The sequence below is a fragment of the Micromonospora sp. DT47 genome (assembly GCF_049844475.1).
Classification (GTDB): Bacteria; Actinomycetota; Actinomycetes; order Mycobacteriales; family Micromonosporaceae; genus Micromonospora.
The window spans coordinates 61,363-78,605 of record NZ_JBNCLC010000002.1 but is presented as its reverse complement, the minus strand read 5'-3'; the positions used below and the strand labels follow the sequence as shown (position 1 = coordinate 78,605).

At 74.4% G+C, this 17,243-nt stretch carries 18 protein-coding genes; 11 read left to right on the top strand and 7 right to left on the bottom strand.

Features of this window, described 5'->3' with window-relative positions:
• Nucleotide 1: 1 nt before the first annotated feature.
• From ACLQ2U_RS02980 to ACLQ2U_RS02970, 3 genes are read right to left on the bottom strand one after another with little or no spacing between them, the layout of a single operon-like run.
• On the bottom strand, nucleotides 2-3,436 hold the full coding sequence (locus ACLQ2U_RS02980; RefSeq protein ID WP_425748963.1) for an ATP-binding protein: 3,435 nt from the start codon (nucleotides 3,434-3,436) through the stop codon (nucleotides 2-4).
• Nucleotides 3,437-3,488: 52 nt separating this feature from the next.
• Nucleotides 3,489-3,851 (bottom strand): hypothetical protein, encoded by a 363-nt coding sequence (locus tag ACLQ2U_RS02975; RefSeq protein WP_425748962.1) that lies wholly within the window; start codon nucleotides 3,849-3,851, stop codon nucleotides 3,489-3,491.
• Nucleotides 3,852-3,864: 13 nt separating this feature from the next.
• Nucleotides 3,865-4,179, bottom strand: a complete 315-nt coding sequence (locus ACLQ2U_RS02970) for a hypothetical protein (protein WP_425748961.1) — start codon at nucleotides 4,177-4,179, stop codon at nucleotides 3,865-3,867.
• 356 nt (nucleotides 4,180-4,535) lie between these two features.
• Here ACLQ2U_RS02970 and folP point away from each other — a divergent pair, with 356 nt between their 5' ends.
• From folP to ACLQ2U_RS02935, 7 genes are all read left to right on the top strand, one after another.
• A complete protein-coding gene (gene folP, locus ACLQ2U_RS02965) occupies nucleotides 4,536-5,492 on the top strand; it encodes a dihydropteroate synthase (protein WP_425748960.1) in 957 nt (318 codons plus the stop codon).
• A complete protein-coding gene (folB, locus tag ACLQ2U_RS02960; RefSeq protein ID WP_425748959.1) occupies nucleotides 5,489-5,848 on the top strand; it encodes a dihydroneopterin aldolase in 360 nt (119 codons plus the stop codon). Before folP ends, folB begins: the two co-directional genes overlap by 4 nt.
• Nucleotides 5,845-6,372 carry a 2-amino-4-hydroxy-6-hydroxymethyldihydropteridine diphosphokinase gene (gene folK / locus ACLQ2U_RS02955; RefSeq protein WP_425748958.1) on the top strand — a complete coding sequence of 176 codons (528 nt, stop codon included), beginning with the start codon at nucleotides 5,845-5,847 and terminating at the stop codon, nucleotides 6,370-6,372. Before folB ends, folK begins: the two co-directional genes overlap by 4 nt.
• A gap of 19 nt (nucleotides 6,373-6,391) precedes the next feature.
• Nucleotides 6,392-6,928 carry a DUF3180 domain-containing protein gene (locus ACLQ2U_RS02950; RefSeq protein WP_425748957.1) on the top strand — a complete coding sequence of 179 codons (537 nt, stop codon included), beginning with the start codon at nucleotides 6,392-6,394 and terminating at the stop codon, nucleotides 6,926-6,928.
• A 98-nt stretch (nucleotides 6,929-7,026) separates the two neighbouring features.
• The gene (locus tag ACLQ2U_RS02945; protein WP_425748956.1) at nucleotides 7,027-8,247 is read left to right on the top strand and encodes an ABC transporter permease; all 1,221 of its coding nucleotides are present in this window, start codon (nucleotides 7,027-7,029) and stop codon (nucleotides 8,245-8,247) included.
• Between the two features lie 100 nt (nucleotides 8,248-8,347).
• Entirely contained in the window at nucleotides 8,348-8,653 is a 306-nt protein-coding gene (locus ACLQ2U_RS02940; protein WP_425748955.1) for a hypothetical protein, read from the top strand.
• Nucleotides 8,654-8,715: 62 nt separating this feature from the next.
• On the top strand, nucleotides 8,716-9,216 hold the full coding sequence (locus tag ACLQ2U_RS02935) for a hypothetical protein (RefSeq protein ID WP_425748954.1): 501 nt from the start codon (nucleotides 8,716-8,718) through the stop codon (nucleotides 9,214-9,216).
• Between the two features lie 55 nt (nucleotides 9,217-9,271).
• Here the strand turns inward: ACLQ2U_RS02935 and ACLQ2U_RS02930 are convergent, their stop codons facing one another.
• A complete protein-coding gene (locus tag ACLQ2U_RS02930; RefSeq protein ID WP_425748953.1) occupies nucleotides 9,272-10,267 on the bottom strand; it encodes an ABC transporter ATP-binding protein in 996 nt (331 codons plus the stop codon).
• A 2-nt stretch (nucleotides 10,268-10,269) separates the two neighbouring features.
• Here ACLQ2U_RS02930 and ACLQ2U_RS02925 point away from each other — a divergent pair, with 2 nt between their 5' ends.
• From ACLQ2U_RS02925 to ACLQ2U_RS02910, 4 genes are all read left to right on the top strand, one after another.
• Entirely contained in the window at nucleotides 10,270-10,956 is a 687-nt protein-coding gene (locus ACLQ2U_RS02925; RefSeq protein ID WP_425748952.1) for an ABC transporter permease, read from the top strand.
• Nucleotides 10,953-11,675 carry an ABC transporter permease gene (locus tag ACLQ2U_RS02920; protein WP_425748951.1) on the top strand — a complete coding sequence of 241 codons (723 nt, stop codon included), beginning with the start codon at nucleotides 10,953-10,955 and terminating at the stop codon, nucleotides 11,673-11,675. Before ACLQ2U_RS02925 ends, ACLQ2U_RS02920 begins: the two co-directional genes overlap by 4 nt.
• Nucleotides 11,676-11,829: 154 nt before the next feature.
• A complete protein-coding gene (locus ACLQ2U_RS02915) occupies nucleotides 11,830-12,834 on the top strand; it encodes a glycine betaine ABC transporter substrate-binding protein (RefSeq protein WP_425748950.1) in 1,005 nt (334 codons plus the stop codon).
• Nucleotides 12,835-12,955: 121 nt separating this feature from the next.
• Nucleotides 12,956-14,608 (top strand): hypothetical protein, encoded by a 1,653-nt coding sequence (locus tag ACLQ2U_RS02910; RefSeq protein ID WP_425748949.1) that lies wholly within the window; start codon nucleotides 12,956-12,958, stop codon nucleotides 14,606-14,608.
• A 75-nt stretch (nucleotides 14,609-14,683) separates the two neighbouring features.
• Here ACLQ2U_RS02910 and ACLQ2U_RS02905 read toward each other — a convergent pair whose 3' ends face one another.
• From ACLQ2U_RS02905 to ACLQ2U_RS02895, 3 genes are read right to left on the bottom strand one after another with little or no spacing between them, the layout of a single operon-like run.
• On the bottom strand, nucleotides 14,684-15,871 hold the full coding sequence (locus tag ACLQ2U_RS02905; RefSeq protein WP_425748948.1) for an NADH-quinone oxidoreductase subunit D: 1,188 nt from the start codon (nucleotides 15,869-15,871) through the stop codon (nucleotides 14,684-14,686).
• Nucleotides 15,868-16,875 (bottom strand): SAM-dependent methyltransferase, encoded by a 1,008-nt coding sequence (locus tag ACLQ2U_RS02900; protein WP_425748947.1) that lies wholly within the window; start codon nucleotides 16,873-16,875, stop codon nucleotides 15,868-15,870. Before ACLQ2U_RS02900 ends, ACLQ2U_RS02905 begins: the two co-directional genes overlap by 4 nt.
• Complete coding sequence (locus ACLQ2U_RS02895; protein ID WP_425748946.1) at nucleotides 16,872-17,183, bottom strand: hypothetical protein; 312 nt, start codon at nucleotides 17,181-17,183, stop codon at nucleotides 16,872-16,874. Before ACLQ2U_RS02895 ends, ACLQ2U_RS02900 begins: the two co-directional genes overlap by 4 nt.
• Nucleotides 17,184-17,243 lie beyond the last annotated feature (60 nt).

The following is a 17,243-nucleotide window of genomic DNA, read 5'->3' as shown; positions in this document are numbered from 1 at the left end:
GTCACGCCTCCAGATCAGCCAGGACGGTCGGCAGCTCCCGGGCCGCCTGGGCGGCGGGAGTGGTGTCCAGGTGCTCCAGCAGCCCCTCGACGTACGACACGTCCACGCGGACCTTCTGCACCCGGCCGTCCACGTCGCGCATGACGAACTCGCGGAACCCGAGTCGGGCGGCCGAGGTGGCGTCCACGGCGGAGAGTGAGGCCAGGGTGGCCTCGTAGCCGTCGCCGACCGGAACCCGGAGCAACCGCAGCGCCTCGGAGGCGATCTCGGTATCCTCGGCAATCCGGCCGACGAAGACGGTGGAGACGAGGTTCTGCACGTCGAGGCCGAGGATGTCCTTCGGGTTCTGCGACGCGACCAGGGCGGCCAGGTTCCACTTGCGGGAGTCGCGGGCGAGCCGGACCAGGAAGGACCGCCCGGAGCGCCAGCCCTCCATGAAGTGCGCCTCGTCCAGGCCGACCAGCTTCCGGGACGACATCGACCCGCCGTAGCAGCGCCGTACCGCGAGCCGGTGCGCGGTGTGCAGCATCGGCAGGGCGAGTGCCTCCTCGGCCGACCAGTACTCCCGCTCGATCTTGAGGTCGGGCAGGCGCAGGCCGGCCATGGTGATCACGGTGAGCGCCGCGTCGGCGCCGAGCAGCCCCTCCGGCGGCCGGCCGAAGAAGAGCATCGCCAGCGGCATCTCGGCGGTGTCGAGCAGCAGGTTCGCCAGCTCCCGGCCGGTGTCGTCGTCCATCCCTTGGAGGCAGGCGACCACGTCGTCCAGGGTGGAGGTCTCCTCCGCCGGCACCCGGCGTACGGCGTGCCGGAACAGCGTCGCGGTGGACGCCTCGCGGGCCACCTGCGGCGGCACCAGCATCATGCAGATGTCCTGCACCAGCATCCGGCGCTCGGCGCGGGCGTTGGAGATGGCGATCTCGAACTCCCGGTCGCCCGCCGCGCCGCTGCCGAACTCGCTGCGCAGCGGGGTCGGAATGAGCGAGTACGGTGCCAGCGTCCCGGGCTCGGAGCCGGTCAGGTTGAGCACCCGGGCGTACGGCCGCAGTTCGGGCATCGCGCAGAGCCGGGCCAGCGGGCCGGACGGGTCCAGCAGGGTCACCTGGACACCGCGCCGGGCGGCCAGGTAGCCGAGCGCGCCCAGCAGGGTCGACTTGCCGCCGCCCGGCTCGGCGACGAAGACCGCCAGGCCGGAGCGCTCGCGTACCTCCATCGGGAAGTGCAGGTCGAGGAAGACCGGCCGACGGCAGGTGCCGGCGGTACGCCCGATCAGGTCGCCGCGCCGGTCGCCGACGGTCGAGGCGGCCTGCGGCAGCGCGGCGGCGAGCAGGTTGACCGGCATCCGCCGGACGTAGCCGGTGTTGGCGATCGGCTCGCCGGGGATGAACTCCCGGGCCAGCCAGTCCTGGTTCTTCGGGTGCTGCAGCGAGATGCGCAGCTCGCGACTGTAGAGCTGGATGAGCCGGCGAGCCCGCTCCAGGCACTCCTCCCGGGTCCGGCCGCCGACCGCGATCCGGTGCCAGCCGTGCGCCCGGGCGGAGTCCACCGGCAGGCCGGTGGTCATCTCGTCGCCGATCACCAGCGCCCGCTTGGCCAGGCGTTCCAGCTCGGGCGGGGCGTCGATGCCGTGCTCGGCGTAGTCGAGCTGCTGGGAGCGGATCATCCGCAGCCGGTGCTCGAGGTTACGGAAGGAGTCGCCGGAGCCGAGGATGTCCACCCGGGTGGAGATCTCCATCGGCCAGGGCAGCCGCTCGTGGAAGTGCAGCCAGGGCTCGTGCTTCTCGGGGATCTCCAGCGGTTCCATCCGGCCGACGGCGAGCACGGCGACGTGCCGTTCCTCGCCGGTCATCCGGTTGACCAGCTTGACCGTCGAGCCGTACGGGGTGCGGTAGCGCTCGACCTGCTCGGTGAGGGCGAGCAGGTCGCCACGCTCCCACCGGCCGTTCGTGATCGGGGAGAGCGCGCCGGGCGGGGCCATGCAGAGCGCCACCGAGCGGTAGAGCAGCCACTCCAGTTCCTGGGAGGTCACCCGGCGGCCCCGCATGCCGAACGCGCCGAGCACCTCGTCGAACTGTTCGACGGTGCGGCCCAGCTTGCGGCGTTCGCCGTCGGCGGTGCCCCGGCCGAAGGCGCGCAGCAGCCGCTCGGTGAGCGAGTCGCCGAGCGAGCGCCGGGCGAAGGTGACGCCCAGGTAGGTCTGCCCCTCGGCGTGGTTGACCGCCATCAGGTGCCGTTGGGCGGCGACCAGATGGTCGGCCCAGCCCGCCGTGCCGGGCACGTCGGGCAGCGGCGAGGCGGTGTGCGCGTCGATCGTGCGGGCCCACTCGTCGGCCGGGAAGGGACGGCTGGTGCGGCGCAGGTGCAGCCGGAACCCGGCCAGGCCGGCGTACTGCTCGGAGATGGCGGAGAGCAGGGCCTCGCGCTCGGCGTCCGGGCGGAACGCCCAGCGCACCTCGGGCAGCCAGTACCAGGCGGTGACGGTGTTGGGGGTGAAGGTGAGGTGTCCGGCGATCTCGGTGATCGCCAGCTCGATCGACGGGTCCCGGTCCCCGAACTTGATCTTCGGGGCGCGTACCCCGACCGGCTTGGCGGGGGTGCTTTGCCTGTTGGCCGCCCGCTGCCGCGGCGGCGCCAGCTCCCGGGAGGCCGGCCCGGCCAGCTCCCGCGGGCCGGCGCCGGCGAGCTCGCGCGGGGCCGGCTCGGCGAGCACCTGGCGGGGTGGTGCGACGGCCTCGGCACGGAACGGCCCCGCGACCTCGTGCGGGTCGGGCTCGGGCCAGGCCGGGTCCGGGACCTGCTCCTCGACGGCGCGCCCCGCCGGCTCGGCGCTCCGCTCGGCCGCCGGGCGGCGGGCCGCCTCGGCCACCTCGCGGCGCGGGAAGGGCTCGGTCCGGGGGCGGCGCGGTGACCGCTGCGGCGGCGTCTCCGCCGGCCGGTCCGCGGCCACCTCGGGCTCGGCGGGCGAACGCAGCGCGGGCAGCCGGTCGCCGCCCTGGTGGGGGACCCGGGTACGGGCGGACGGGTCGACGACCGGGGGCGCCTCGATGGCGGGTGGCCGTGGTGGGTCGATGGTGGACGGGGTCTCGGGCGCGGGTGCCGGGGCGGCCGATGCGGGCGGGGCGACCGGCTGGTGCGGGATCGGCGCGGTGCCCGGGGGTGGGCCACCGAACAGGTCGAGGAACGGGGAGTCGATGTCGGTGCCGTCGCCGACCAGGATGGGCGCGGCGGAGACCGGCTCGACCGGCGTACCACGACCGGCGGTCGGGCGGGGTGCCTGGAAGACCCCCACACCGCCGTACCCGGGGGTGGTGACCAGTGCCGGGTCGTAGGTCTCCTCGTCCCGCGTCTCATCCTCCGGGTAGTCGAACGACCGCGCACGGTCACCGTGCGGGGCGCTGCGACCTCCGGCCGGATATCCCGGCGTGGAAGAGCGACTCATGCGACCGCCTCACCCGCGTGCTGCTGCGACTGCCCGATCGGCGTACGCCCGGTCATGCCAGTTCCTCCCGGATCCTGATCCGGCTGCCGACCAGGCGGGGGTCCCGCAGCTCGGTGGCCGGTTCCCGGGTGCGTCGCCAGTCGGTGAGCGCGGTACGGATGACCATCCGTGCCGGCCGGTCCGGGTCGACGTACCGGAAGATGAACGAGGTGGTCACGATGGCGAGGGCGATCTCCCACGCGGGGAAGAGTTCGACCTGCAGTGTGAACAGCCAGTGGATGAACATGTAGAGGGGTACGAGCAGCATGAACAGGCCGTACTGGGCGTACGGCAGGTGGACGGGAAGGGTGTAGCCGGGCGGCCCGAGATAGACCAGGCGGGCCCGGTAGATGTCGTCGTCGGTGCGCAGCCGCATGTCTCGCCCGGGCCTATTCGAAGATCAGGTCGATCAGGTAGTCACCGACGAAGAAGAGTGTGGCGGCGCCGGCGATGAAGGCCAGGCCGACGATCGCGATGGCCGAGCTGGTCAGCACCTTCGAGATCTCGCCCCGGCTGGCCCGGCCGATGAAGATGACACCGAGCACGGCGAGCAGGATCGGCGCGATCTTGCTGGCGAAGAACGTGACGACGCCGTTGGTGTCGATGCCCTTCGGAGCTGGCTCGGCCAGTGGAGCCGACGCCAGGGTGTGCAGCACCTGCGCGGCGCCGGACGACGCCGTCTCCATGAGCTCGAAGGCGATCACTGGAAACCTCCCCATAACGCGGCCGGCGGTGCCGCGGCGGTGCAGTAGGCAAGCCTGGCGGGAATCTGCTCACTCTGCGCAGCGTCATCGACGCTACGTTCGTTACCCACCACGATGAGTGGCGAGCTTTGGGGGGATTCTTCCCGCTTCGGCCCTCCCTCCAGGCTTGGCCATCGCGATGCTGGGCAATTCCACAGAGTACGGCGCGCCCCCCTTTGCGACAACCCGCGAAGACTCGGCCCGATTCGACCCGGACGACCGATCGTACACCTGTTCCAATGCGCACGTCAGCCCCGATGTGCAAGGTCGGCCCGGGGGCCACCGGAACGGCCCGGGACGACCGGTACGGTCTAGTCGTGACCGATCTGGTACGGGCCCAGGCCCCGGTGGTGATGGGCGTCCTCAACGTCACGCCCGACTCCTTCTCCGATGGCGGCCGGTATGCGGACCTCGACGCCGCGGTCGCACACGGAGTGCGACTGCGGGCGGAGGGGGCGCACCTGGTCGACGTGGGCGGCGAGTCCACCCGGCCGGGCGCCGACCGGGTCGACGCCGACACCGAGGCGGCCCGGGTGGTCCCGGTCATCCGCGAACTGGCTGCGGCCGGCGTGCCGATCAGCATCGACACCACCCGCGCCTCGGTCGCCGCCGCGGCCCTCGACGCCGGCGCGGACGTGGTCAACGACGTCTCCGGCGGCCTGGCCGACCCGGACATGGCCCGGGTGGTACGCGACGCCGGCTGCCCCTGGGTGCTGATGCACTGGCGCGGTCACTCGCGGGGCATGCGGGAGCTGGCCAGCTACACCGACGTGGTCGCCGACGTGCGGGCCGAACTCGGGCAGCGGATCGACGAGGCGCTCGCCGCCGGGGTCGCCGCCGACCGGATCATCATCGACCCCGGGCTCGGCTTCGCCAAGACCGCCGAGCACAACTGGGAATTGAGCGCCCGCCTGCCCGAGCTGCTCGACCTCGGCTACCCCCTGCTGTTCGGGGCGAGCCGCAAGTCGTACCTCGGCCGGCTGCTCGCCGGCCCGGACGGCACGCCACGCCCCACCGCAGGCCGGGAGGTCGCCACCGCCGCCACCAGCCTGCTCGCGGTCGCCACCGGCGCCTGGGGGGTACGCGTGCACGACGTCCGCGGCACCGCCGACGCGCTGGCCGTCTGGGCCGCGACCGGGCGGCCCCGGCTGGTCGCCGAACCCGCGACCCACCCCGCCGGCCGGGCCGGGCACGACGGCGCGCGGCCCGCAAAGCGAGAAGGCGCGCGCACGGGAGCGCCCGCGCCGACCGGCCCTCGAGAGGAAGCACGATGACCGACCGGATCGAGCTGACCGGCCTGCGGGCGCGCGGCAGGCACGGTGTCTACGACTTCGAACGCGCCCAGGGCCAGGAGTTCGTCGTCGACGCGGTGCTCGAACTCGACCTCGCCCCGGCCGCCCGCTCCGACGAGGTGACCGACACCGTGCACTACGGCGAGCTGGCCGACCGGCTGGTCGCGGTGGTCACCGGCGAGCCGGTCAACCTGATCGAGACGCTCGCCGACCGGCTGCTCGCGGTCTGCCTGGCCGAGCCGCTGGTCAGCGCGGCGACGGTCACCGTGCACAAGCCCGAGGCGCCGATCCCGCACACCTTCCGGGACGTGGCCGTGACGATGCGGCGTACCCGATGACCCGGGCCGTGCTGTCGATCGGCAGCAACCTCGGCGACCGGCTCGCCCACCTGCGCACGGCGGTGGCCGCGCTCGGCGACGCGGTGCTGGTGGTCTCCGGGGTCTACGAGACTCCACCGTGGGGGGACGCCGACCAGCCGGCGTACCTGAACGCGGCGGTGCTGGTCGCGGACCCGCCGGCGGGCCCGCGCGACTGGCTGGACCGGGCCCGGGCCGCGGAGGCCGCGGCCGGCCGGACCCGCGACCCCGGGCGCCGGTACGGGCCGCGCACCCTGGACGTCGACGTCATCGCGGTCTGGGACGACGCGGGCGAGCCGGTGCTCAGCGACGACCCCGAGCTGACCCTGCCGCACCCCCGCGCCCACCTGCGGGCCTTCGTGCTCCGGCCGTGGATCGACATCCAGCCGTACGGGCGGCTGCCCGGGCACGGCTGGCTCACCGACCTGCTCAACGCCGAGCCGGTCGCCGGTGAAGCGCTGGAACTCAGTCCCCGGCCGGATCTGGCGTTAGAGTCGACGCCATGACCCACTGGAGCCGGCCGGCATGACCCAGGCCCAGCCCCCGCGCGGAAGCGAACCCGACCGCTTCCGGATGGGCCCCACCCGGATCTCCACCCTGGTGGTGGCCGCCCTCGCTGCCGCGGGGGTGGCCTGGTTGCTGATCAGCGGCTTCTACTACGACCTCGCGCCCGGCCTGCCCTGGCTGCCGGCGGTCACGCTGGCCGCGCTCGCGGTGCTCGAGGCGTACGCGGCGGTCAACACCCGGGGCCGGATCGAGCGCAGGCCGGGCCGGGACCGGGTGAACCCGCTGCTGGTCGCCCGCTTCGTCGTGCTGGCCAAGGCCTCCGCGCTGGTCGGCGCGATCTTCACCGGCTTTTACGCCGGACTGACCGGCTGGCTCTTCATAGAGGACACCGATGCGGCGATCGGCGACCGGCCGGTGGGCGGCGCAGGGCTGCTCGCCTCGCTCGCCCTGGTCGGCGCCGCGCTCTGGCTGGAACGCTCCTGCCGGGTCCCCGAACAGGAGGACGACGAGGACCGGGACGGCCCCGATCGGCAGGGCCGACCGGGCCAGCGCTGATCAGGGGGTTACGTCCGGCCTCCGGCGCAGGTACCGTCCCTGGCGACCGGAATCAGCCGGCCGTCGACGGTGACGGCCGGCCACGTGGGAGGCGCGGCATGGCGTACGACGAACCGGGCCGCACCGCGTCGGCGGAGCCCTCGCCGGGTGTCCCCGCGCCCAGGCTCGAGAACGTCTTCGACGATCCGAGCCACGGCGAGCCGGGTCGGGACCGGGTCGGGGTGCACCTGCTCTGGGAGACGGTGCTCCTGGTCGCGCTGGCGGTGCTCGGCGTCCTGCTCTGGCGGGAGAACGCCGACGCCCTGCGCGGCGACGGCCTGCGGAGCCTGCTGGTCGACACGGTCGGGCTCGGCCTGCTCGCCCTCGCCGCCGGGCTGAGCCTGCGCACCGCGGCGGTGAACCTCGCCGTCGGGCCGGTCGCCGTGGCCGCCGCGCTGCACTTCGCCGAGCAGGGCGACCGGGGAGTGCCCACGGCGCTCACCCCGGCCCTGGTGGCCGCCGCGCTCGGCGGTCTGGCCCTGGCCTGGGCGGTGGTGGTGCTGCACGTGCCCGGCTGGGCCGCCAGCCTGGCCGCGGCGGCGGGCGTGATCGTCTGGATCGAGCGGCGTACCGCGCCGGTGGCGGTGCAGGGCGATTACGACCCGCACCGGACCGCCTTCTACCTCTTCGCCGGCTTCGCCGCGGTCGCCGCGCTGGGTGGGATCTTCGGCGCGATCCGGGCGGTCCGGCGGCTGGTCGGCCGGTTCCGGCCGGTGACCGATCCGGCCCGGCGCCGGGGCGTGGTGGCGGCCCTGGTGACGGCCGCCGCGCTGGTCGGCTCCACGGTGCTGGCCATGCTGGCCGGGGTGCTGCTCGCCGCGAACTCCACCGGCCCGGTGGCGCCCACCTCCGGGCTGGACTGGACGGTGCTGGCGGTCGGCGTGGCGATGCTCGCCGGCACCAGCGCGTACGGCCGGCGCGGCGGGGTCTTCGGCACGCTGACCGCGGTCAGCCTGGTGGTCGTCTTCCAGGCCTGGGCGGCGGCGCGGGGCTGGACGGTCGGCCGGTGGACCGTCGGCGGGGCGGCGCTCGGCGCCGGGCTGGTGGTGACCCGCCTGGTCGAGGCGTACGGCCGCCCCCGTGGGACGGTCGGTGAGGTGGCCGAGCTCGCCCCGGCCGGCGACGGCACGATCAGCTCCGGCTGGTCGCTGCCCCGGCCGAGCCAGAACGGCCACTGGCCGCCCGCGCTGCCGGCGCAGTCGCCGGCCACCCCGCCGGACCCGTGGGAGGCGCCGCGCTGGGAAGCGGGGGCGGACCGCTGGGACACCGGGGACCGCTGAGCGGGCCTGGATAACGGGGGCCGGCTCGGAGCCGGCGATCCGACGGTGCCGTGCCCCGTCCGGCGGGTCGGCGGTGATCTCGCCGGATAGGCTCGCGGACATGACCGAGACTCCTTCCGCCGGTACCGGCCGCACCTTCGACGAGCTCGACGCCCTCCCTACCGAGGAGCTGCGGAAGCGGGCCTTCGCGCTGGCCCGGGAGCGTCGCGACGTGGGCTTCTTCTGGTCGGTGCTGCGGCACCTGCCGAATGCCGACGAGGCCGCCGCGCTGGACGGGGCGGTGAACTCGATCGGCCCGACCATCGACGAGGCGTCGGCGCTGTGGCGGGAGCTGACCGGCCACGGCTACGAGGAGTCCGCCCCGCTGCTGCGCGCGGCGTTCATCGACTACCTGACGAAGCACTGACCGGTCGTACCGCCGGGTGGCGGAGGTTTGCCGGCCGGGGCGGCTCGGGAACTTCCCGCCGCATGGCCCTCACCAACCGCCCCCGGACCGTCAGCGGGTACGGCACCGCCGCGGGGACCGGCGCCTTCGCCGCGCTCATCCTGGTCGGCGTGTGCGGCAGCCCGTGGTACGTGGGCTGGGCCGAGGACCACACCGACCCGAACTCCGCCGGCGGCTGGTTCCTGCGGCTGCTCGCCTGGCCGGCCTGGCGGCTCCATTCGGCCGACCCGGAGCACGGCGTGCTCGCCACCGACCTGCGGGCCATCCTGCTGGTGGTGTTCGCCGCGACCTTCCTCTACCTGCTGCCCACCTCGCAGGTCGCCCGGGTGCAGGGCTCGGCCAGCCAGTTCCTCTCCGGCTGGGCGGCGTACACCCTCGCCGCCGCGGTGGCCACCCTGCTGGCGGCGCTGCTGACCAGCGACGGGTCGCTGCTCGCCGCGTTCCAGACCACCGGGACGGGTGCCACGTACGGCTTCTTCGCCGGATGGATCATCGGCCTGGCCAGCCTCGGCGGCCGGGCCTGACCGCCCGGCCCGCGAGCCGGTTCCGCCGCCGGGCCCGACCGCCCCGCCGGGAGCGTCAGGCGCCGGTCTGACCGAGTTCGAGCACCCGGGACCGGCTGAGCGTCCCCACCGGCCGATCGTCGGCGGTGACCACGACCGCGTCGGTGCCGGAGGTGAGCATCGCGGCGAGCGCGTCGTACGCCGACCCGCCCAGCGGCACCGCAGGCAGGTCCGCCCCGCCCGGCCCGGGGGCCAGTACCTCGCGGGTGACCGGGGTGACCGCCAGCCGCCGGATGCCCCGGTCAGCGCCGACGAACTCGCGGACGAACGGCGAGGCGGGGGCGCCGAGCAGGGCCGCCGGGGTGTCGTACTGCTCCAGCCGGCCGCCCTCGGAGAGCACCGCGATCCGGTCGCCGAGCCGGACCGCCTCGTCGAGGTCGTGGGTGACCAGCACGATGGTCTTGCGGACCTCGGCCTGGAGCCGAAGGAACTCCTCCTGCAGCCGGGTCCGGACGATCGGGTCGACGGCGGAGAACGGCTCGTCCATCAGCAGCACCACCGGGTCGGCGGCGAGCGCCCGGGCCACCCCGACCCGCTGCCGCTGGCCGCCGGAGAGCTCGTGCGGGTAGCGCCGGCCGAACTGCGCCGGGTCGAGCCCCACCAGCTCCAGCAGCTCGCTGGTCCGCTGGCGGATCCGCTCCTTCGGCCAGCCGAGCAGCCGGGGCACGGTGCCCACGTTGGTGGCCACGGTCTGGTGTGGAAAGAGCCCGACGTTCTGGATGACGTACCCGATCCGGCGACGCAGCTTCACCGGGTCGACCCGGGTGATGTCCTCGTCGCCGAGGAGGATCCGCCCGCCGGTCGGCTCGATCAGCCGGTTGATCATCCGGAGCACGGTGGACTTGCCGCAGCCGGACGGGCCGATCAGCACCACCAGCTCGCCGGCCTTGACCTCCAGGCTGAGCTCCCGCACCGCCTCCGTGCTGTCCGGGTAGCGCTTGCGGATGCCGTCCAGGGTGATCGACGCCGCGCTCTGTCCAGCGTCGGCGGGGGTTCCCGGGGTAACGTCCACGTGTGTCCTTCCACCTGAGCTACCGGGCCGATCCGGGTAACCCCTGGTTCTCCTGGCAGTACGTGCGGGACAACTCTGACACGATCCTGGCCGCGCTGCGGGAGCACGCCTCGCTGACCGCCCGGGCGGTGCTGATCGCCGCCCTGGTGGCCCTGCCGCTGGCGGTGGCCGCGTACTGGTTCCGCACCCTCGCCGGCCCGATTCTCGCACTCACCGGCGTGCTCTACACGATCCCGTCGTTGGCGCTGTTCGCCTTCATCGCCCCCTACCTGGGCATCGGTGCGGTCACCGTGCTGACCGTGGTGGTGCTCTACGCGCTGCTGGTCATCGTGCGCAACGCGGTGGCCGGGCTCAACCAGGTGCCACCCGAGGTGCGCGACGCCGCCGAGGGGATGGGGTACGGCCGCTGGGCCCGGCTGTTCCGGATCGACCTGCCGTTGGCGCTGCCCGGCATCCTCACCGGCGTACGGCTGGCCACCGTCTCCACGGTCGCGCTGGTCACCGTCGGGGTGGTGGTCGGGCGCGGCGGCCTGGGCCAGCTCATCTTCGCCGGCTTCCAGAACAACTTCTACAAGGCCGAGATCATGACCGGGACGGTGCTCTGCGTGCTGCTGGCCCTGGTGCTGGACCTGATCCTGGCCGGGCTGGGCCGGCTGCTCACCCCCTGGCTGCGGGGGCAGGTCCGATGAATCCGGTCGAGCAGGCGGTGCTCTGGCTCAACGACCCGCTGAACTGGACCAACCCGGGCGGCGTCCTGGACCGGCTGGGCGAGCACCTGAGCATGTCCGCCGCGGCGGTGCTGCTCGGCTGCCTGGTGGCCTGGCCGATCGGGCTCTGGCTGGGGCACACCGGCCGCGGTGGCGGTGCGGTGGTGCTGATCTCCAACCTGACGCTCTCCATCCCCACCCTGGCGCTGCTGACCATCCTGCCGCTGACCTTCCTCGGCTTCGGCCGGCCGGCCGTGGTGGTCGCGCTGGCCGTCTTCGCCGTGCCGCCGCTGCTGGCCAACGCGTACACCGGGGTGCGGCAGGTCGACCCGGAGGCGCGGGACGCGGCCCGGGGGATGGGGTTGTCCGGGTGGCAGGTGCTGCGCCGGGTGGAGCTGCCGCTGGCGGTGCCGTACCTGGCCGCCGGGTTCCGGACCGCCGCCGTGCAGGTGGTCGCCACCGCCGCGCTCGCCTCGTTCGTCAACGGCGGCGGGCTCGGCCAGATCATCCGGGCCGGCTTCGGGCTGGACATCGCCGCCGGCGGCGGGCAGATCATCGCCGGCGGGCTGCTGGTGGCCGGGCTGGCCCTGCTGGTCGAAGGGCTCCTCGCGGTGGTCGAGCGCCTGGTCACCCCGCGTCCGCTGCGGCGTACCCGGCGGGTGGCCAACCGGCGGGCGGCGGACGCGACCGCCGGGAGCTGAACCGGTCGATGACGATCCGGTGACGAACATCGCCCCGAGTTTGTCGGTCCGGGCCGGAGGATATTGGGTGGAACCGCGGGCGGCCCGACCGGATCGTCCGTCGGACACGCGGCCGGCCCTGGTGGGCCGCGCCGGGACACGGAAGGCGGGCACAATGCGCGTACGGACACGGCTGGCGGTCGGCGCGATGGGCGTCCTCACCGCGGCGGGTCTGCTCACCGGGTGCGGGGACGCCGGTTCGTCCGGAACCGACGCGCCGGAGCAGGGCGCCAGCGGCGCGGGCTGCGCCCCGGTCGCTGGCGACAAGCTGGTCGTCCTGGACGACGACAAGAGGCTCCAGAACACCGACAACATCATCCCGGCGGTCAACGCCGACGTGGCCAACCCCCAGCTGATCGCCGCGCTGGACAAGGTCTCCGCGGCGCTGGACACGCCGAAGCTGATCGCGCTCAACAAGGCCGTCGACGTCGACCGCAAGACGCCGAAGTCGGCCGCCGAGGAGTTCGCCGCGGCCAACAACCTCACCACGGGCATCGCCAAGGGCCCCGGCGGTCGGATCGTGGTCGGCGCCGGCAACTTCTCCGAGAGCCAGACCCTGGCCGAGCTCTACAACATCGCGCTGACCGCGACCGGCTACCAGGTCAAGGTGCAGCAGATCGGCAACCGGGAGCTCTACGAGCCCTCCCTGGAGAAGGGTGAGATCCAGGTCGTCCCGGAGTACGCGGCGACCATGGCCGAGTTCCTCAACACCAAGGCCAACGGCAAGAACGCCACCCCGGTCTCCTCCCCGGAGCTGGACAAGACGGTCACCGCCCTGAAGGCCTCCGGCGACAAGGTCGGCATCACCTTCGGCGCTCCGTCCCAAGCCCAGGACCAGAACGCCTTCGCCGTCACCCAGGCCTTCGCCGACAAGTACGGCCTGAAGACGCTCTCCGACCTGGCGAGCAAGTGCTCCGGCCAGGCGACCGTGCTGGCCGGCCCGCCGGAGTGCCCGCAGCGCCCCAAGTGCCAGGCCGGTCTGGTCGAGGTCTACGACTTCAAGGCCGGCTCGTTCAGCTCGCTGGACGCCGGTGGTCCGCAGAGCAAGAACGCGCTGAAGACCGGCACCGCCAGCGTGGGTCTGGTCTTCTCCTCCGACGGCGCGCTCGCCGCCAGCTGACCCCGGTCCCCGGTCGCGGTCGGCCCGCCCGGCCGCGACCGGGATCCGGCACGGAAAATGGCCGGTGAACGGGGTCCGGGACCGTTCCCCGCCAGGCCAACTCTCGGTAGGCTGCACAGCCATGTCCGCCCCGGTCCTCCCCGAGAAGCGCAACCCGCAGCTGCTGACCGTCCTGTTCTGGATCGGTGTGGCGATCGCCCCGATCGCCGCGCTGATCCTGCTGGTCGCCGACGGCAACGGCCCGCTGCGGTTCGCCGCGGTGCTGGCCATCGTGGCGGTGGTCCTGATCGGCCTGTCGATCGCGCTGCGGGCCGACGGCGGCGGGCGACCGGGTGGCGAGGAGCTGCTGGACGAGCTGGAGCAGCTGCGCCGGGAGCTGCGCAGCGAGATCGTGGCCGCCGCCCAGCGCGGCAACCAGGCGCTCGACCAGGCCCAGCGGGTCGAGGACCAGGTCTCCGCGTTGCGCCGCCGGCTGGACGCGGCGGCGGCCGGCATCGCCGCAGCCGCCGGGATCAGCCCGCCCGCCGCGGACGAACGGGCCGGCGCGGGTCGGGCCCGGGTCCCCGCACCCGAGCAGCACGACGACGCCCCGGCGGGCCGGCGGCGGGCCGCCGAGGAGACCCCGGCCGCCTGGGGCCGGGCCACGACCGACCGGGAAGACGACGGCCGGTACGGCGCCGAGCGCCCGGCCGCCGGGCAGGCCGGGGTGTACGGTGCCCCCGCCCGCGAACCGCGCGGCTCCGCGTCCGCCCCGGAGCCCGCCCCCCGCCCGCTCGGCGTGGTGCGGCACACCGAGACCGTCCACGTCACCACCCGGCACACGGTGATGGACGGTGCCGACCCGGCGGTCGGGAACGCCTACGGCGGCGGGGGGTACGCCGGCCGCTGGACGCCGTCCCCGGAGGAATCGTCCTGGGCCGGCGGGGCGCCGGAGGACTCCTGGTCGGGCCAGCACGAACCGACCGACCGGGCCTGGCCGGGCCAGCCCGAGGACCGTTCCCGGGGCGGCAGTCCCGGGCAGCGTGACGAGTGGCCCCACCGTGACGAGGGCTCCTGGCGCGACGAGCGGCCCCGGCCGGACGCGCCGCGTGACGAGCGCTCCTGGCGGGACGGGCAGCGCGACGATCGCTCCTGGTCCGGCGCGGTCGACGACCGACCCGAGCAGCCCTGGGCCGGCCGTTCGTACCCCGTCGAGGAGGCCGGGACGAACTGGTCCGGGGCGCGGGCCGGGGACCGTTGGGCGGAGGTCCGCGACGACGGGCACGCCCGCGAGGTGCGGGTCGGGGAGCGGCGGGCGGAGGTGCACGCCGATGGCGCCGAGTTCCGGTTCTCCGACCGCTGGGCCTCGGTGCGCCACGACGAGCCGCGCCGCGACGACGCGCGCGGGGCCGACCCGCGCCGGGAGTACGACCGGGCCGGTGAGCAGTGGGGTGGCGGTCGGGTCGAGCCGGCGGACCGGCCGGCGCTGCCGGCCGGCGGGGTGCCCGTACCGGAGGACTGGCGTCCCTCGACGCGGGACGAGCAGCCGGCCGGGGACCGGTGGGACCGGCTGCCCGCCGAGGAGCGGTGGGGCCAGCAGCCCGCCGAGGAGCGGTGGGGCCAGCAGCCGGCCGGCCAGTGGCCCCCGCCCGCGCAGTGGGACCGGGAGTCGGCCGAGGCGTCGCGGGCTTCGGAGCCGGAGCCGCGCGGTCGTCAGCAGTGGGGCGGCGAGGAGCGGTACGGCTACTACCCGCCGCGCGACGACGCCCCGCGCGCCGGCGGTCGCTGGGGCTGACCTGTCACCGGCCGCGTCGCGGCGCGCCGGCCCCGATGGGACCGCGCCGGACCGGCCACCATGGGCCGCGACCGGTCACTTGTCGATGTCGCCGACCACGAAGAACATCGAGCCGAGGATGGCGATCAGGTCCGGCACCAGGCAGCCGGGGAGCAGGGTTGCCAGCGCCTGCACGTTGGCGTAGGAGGCGGTGCGCAGCTTGAGCCGCCACGGCGTCTTCTCGCCCCGGGACACCAGGTAGTAGCCGTTGATGCCGAGCGGGTTCTCGGTCCACGCGTAGGTGTGCCCCTCGGGTGCCTTGAGCACCTTCGGCAGCCGGGTGTTGATCGGCCCGGTCAGCCGGTCGACCCGGTTCAGGCACTGCTCGGCGAGGTCGAGCGAGGCGTACACCTGGTCGAGCAGCACCTCGAAGCGGGCGTGGCAGTCGCCGGCGGTGCGGGTGACCACCGGGACGTCCAGCTGGTCGTACGCCAGGTAGGGCTCGTCCCGGCGCAGGTCCATGTCCAGGCCGGAGGCGCGGGCGACCGGCCCGGACGCGCCGAACGCGGCGGCCTCCGCCGCGGTGAGCACCCCCACCCCGACGGTACGGGCCAGGAAGATCTCGTTGCGCCGGATCAAGTTGTCCAGGTCGGGCATCCGCCGGCGGACCTCGCCGATGGCGGCCCGGGCCCGACCGGTCCAGCCGGCCGGCACCTCCTCCTTGAGCCCGCCGACCCGGTTGAACATGTAGTGGATCCGGCCGCCGGAGACCTCCTCCATCACCGCCTGAAGGGTCTCCCGTTCCCGGAACGCGTAGAAGACCGGGGTGATCGCACCGATCTCCAGCGGGTACGAGCCGAGGAACATCAGGTGGTTGAGCACCCGGTTCAGCTCCGCGAGGGCCATCCGCAGCCAGATCGCCCGCTCGGGCACCTCCATGCCCATCAGCCGTTCGACGGCGAGCACCACGCCCAGCTCGTTGGCGAACGCCGACAGCCAGTCGTGCCGGTTGGCCAGCACGATGATCTGCCGGTAGTCGCGGACCTCGAAGAGCTTCTCCGCGCCCCGGTGCATGTAGCCGACGATCGGTTCGGCGGCGATTACCCGCTCGCCGTCGAGCACCAGCTTGAGCCGGAGCACACCGTGCGTGGAGGGGTGCTGAGGGCCGATGTTGAGCACCATGTCGGTGCCGAGCTGCGCTCCGCCGGTGTCCGCCACCAGCCCGGCGCCGGTGCCGACGGTCAGCTCGCGGAGGTCGCCGGCGTCCGTGGTCATGTCCGTCATCGTGCCATGAACGCGTCGAGGTCGACGCCGACCGGCTGCCGGAGCCACCAGTGCCCGCCCAGCCCGGCCGGGTCGGTCAGCTCGGCCACCGCCGACGCGGCGGCGAGCGCCCGCACGTACCCGGCCGGGTCGTGGGCGGCCAGGCTCAGCGCCGGTCGGCCGCCGTCGGCCCCGAGCGCCCGCAGCGCCTCCCGCTGCGACCCCAGGGAGTACGCACACCGGGCGACCCGCTCACCGGCGGAGGCGACCGAGTCCACGGCCACGTGCGCGGTAACGTCGCAGGTCCCGTCCGGCACCGGGGGCACCTGCCTCCCGCCCCGGTACCCGGTCAGGCTGCCGTCGACCGGTCGCCCGTCCCTCAGGTGCCCGTAGTCCACGGCCAACGCCAGCCCCCGGTCGACGTGCCCCACCGCGTCGGCCCAGGCGTCGTCCCTGCTCCGACCGATCTCGGCTCTCGTTGCCGGTACGGGCCACCAGGCGTCCAGCCAGTCGGCGTCGGCGGGGTCCACGGGGCCACCGACGGACTCGTCGCCGGTGGTCGGGTCGACCAGCAGGTGGCGCCAGCCGTCGCCGGTGTGCGCCGCGACGTCGAGCGGGACGTTGTCCAGCCACTCGGTGGCGATCAGCAGCCCGGTGATCTCCTCCGGGATCCCGTCCCGCCAGTCGATCCCGGCGGGGAGGTCGTCGGGACGGGGCGCCCGCTCGACGGCGGTGAGCCGTACCCGACGGGCGAGCGGCTCCCCGGAGAGCCCGACGGCGAGTGACCGGAGCAGCTCACCCCGGCCGGCGCCCACGTCGACCACGTCGAGGCGGGCGGGGTGGCCGAGCGCCGCGTCGACCTGCTCCACCAGCCGCCGCAGGGCCGAGGCGAAGGCGGGGGAGGCGTGCGCGCTGGTGCGGAAGTGTGCGGCCGGCCCGGCCCCGGAGACGAAGAACCCGCCCGGTCCGTAGAGGGCCCGGTCCATCGCGTCCCGCCATCGCAGCGGGCCCTCGTGCCCGGTCATCGGCCGGCCGTGGGGGCGGACCAGATCTCCAGCATCGGGTCGGACGCCCGGAGCGCGTCGAGGTCGGGAGCCGGTCGGCCGGCGCGGGCGGAGATGGCTCGCACCGCCTCCCGGAAGCCGTCGACCGTCTCGCCGATCTCCATGAACTCGCCGGAGACGTGGGTGACCTCGACGTACCGGAACCTCTGCTCCTCGGGCGCGAGAGCGGAGACCGAGACGTGCTGGATCTCCGACCATGGCCAGCCCAGGCGGTGACCGGCATCCTCGGTCCAGACGCCGATCTCGTCCACCACCACCCGCTGGGTCACAGCCGGCACTGTAACCGTGGCGGGCCGGCCGTGCCCCCGGGGAACGCCCTGCCCGCCGGC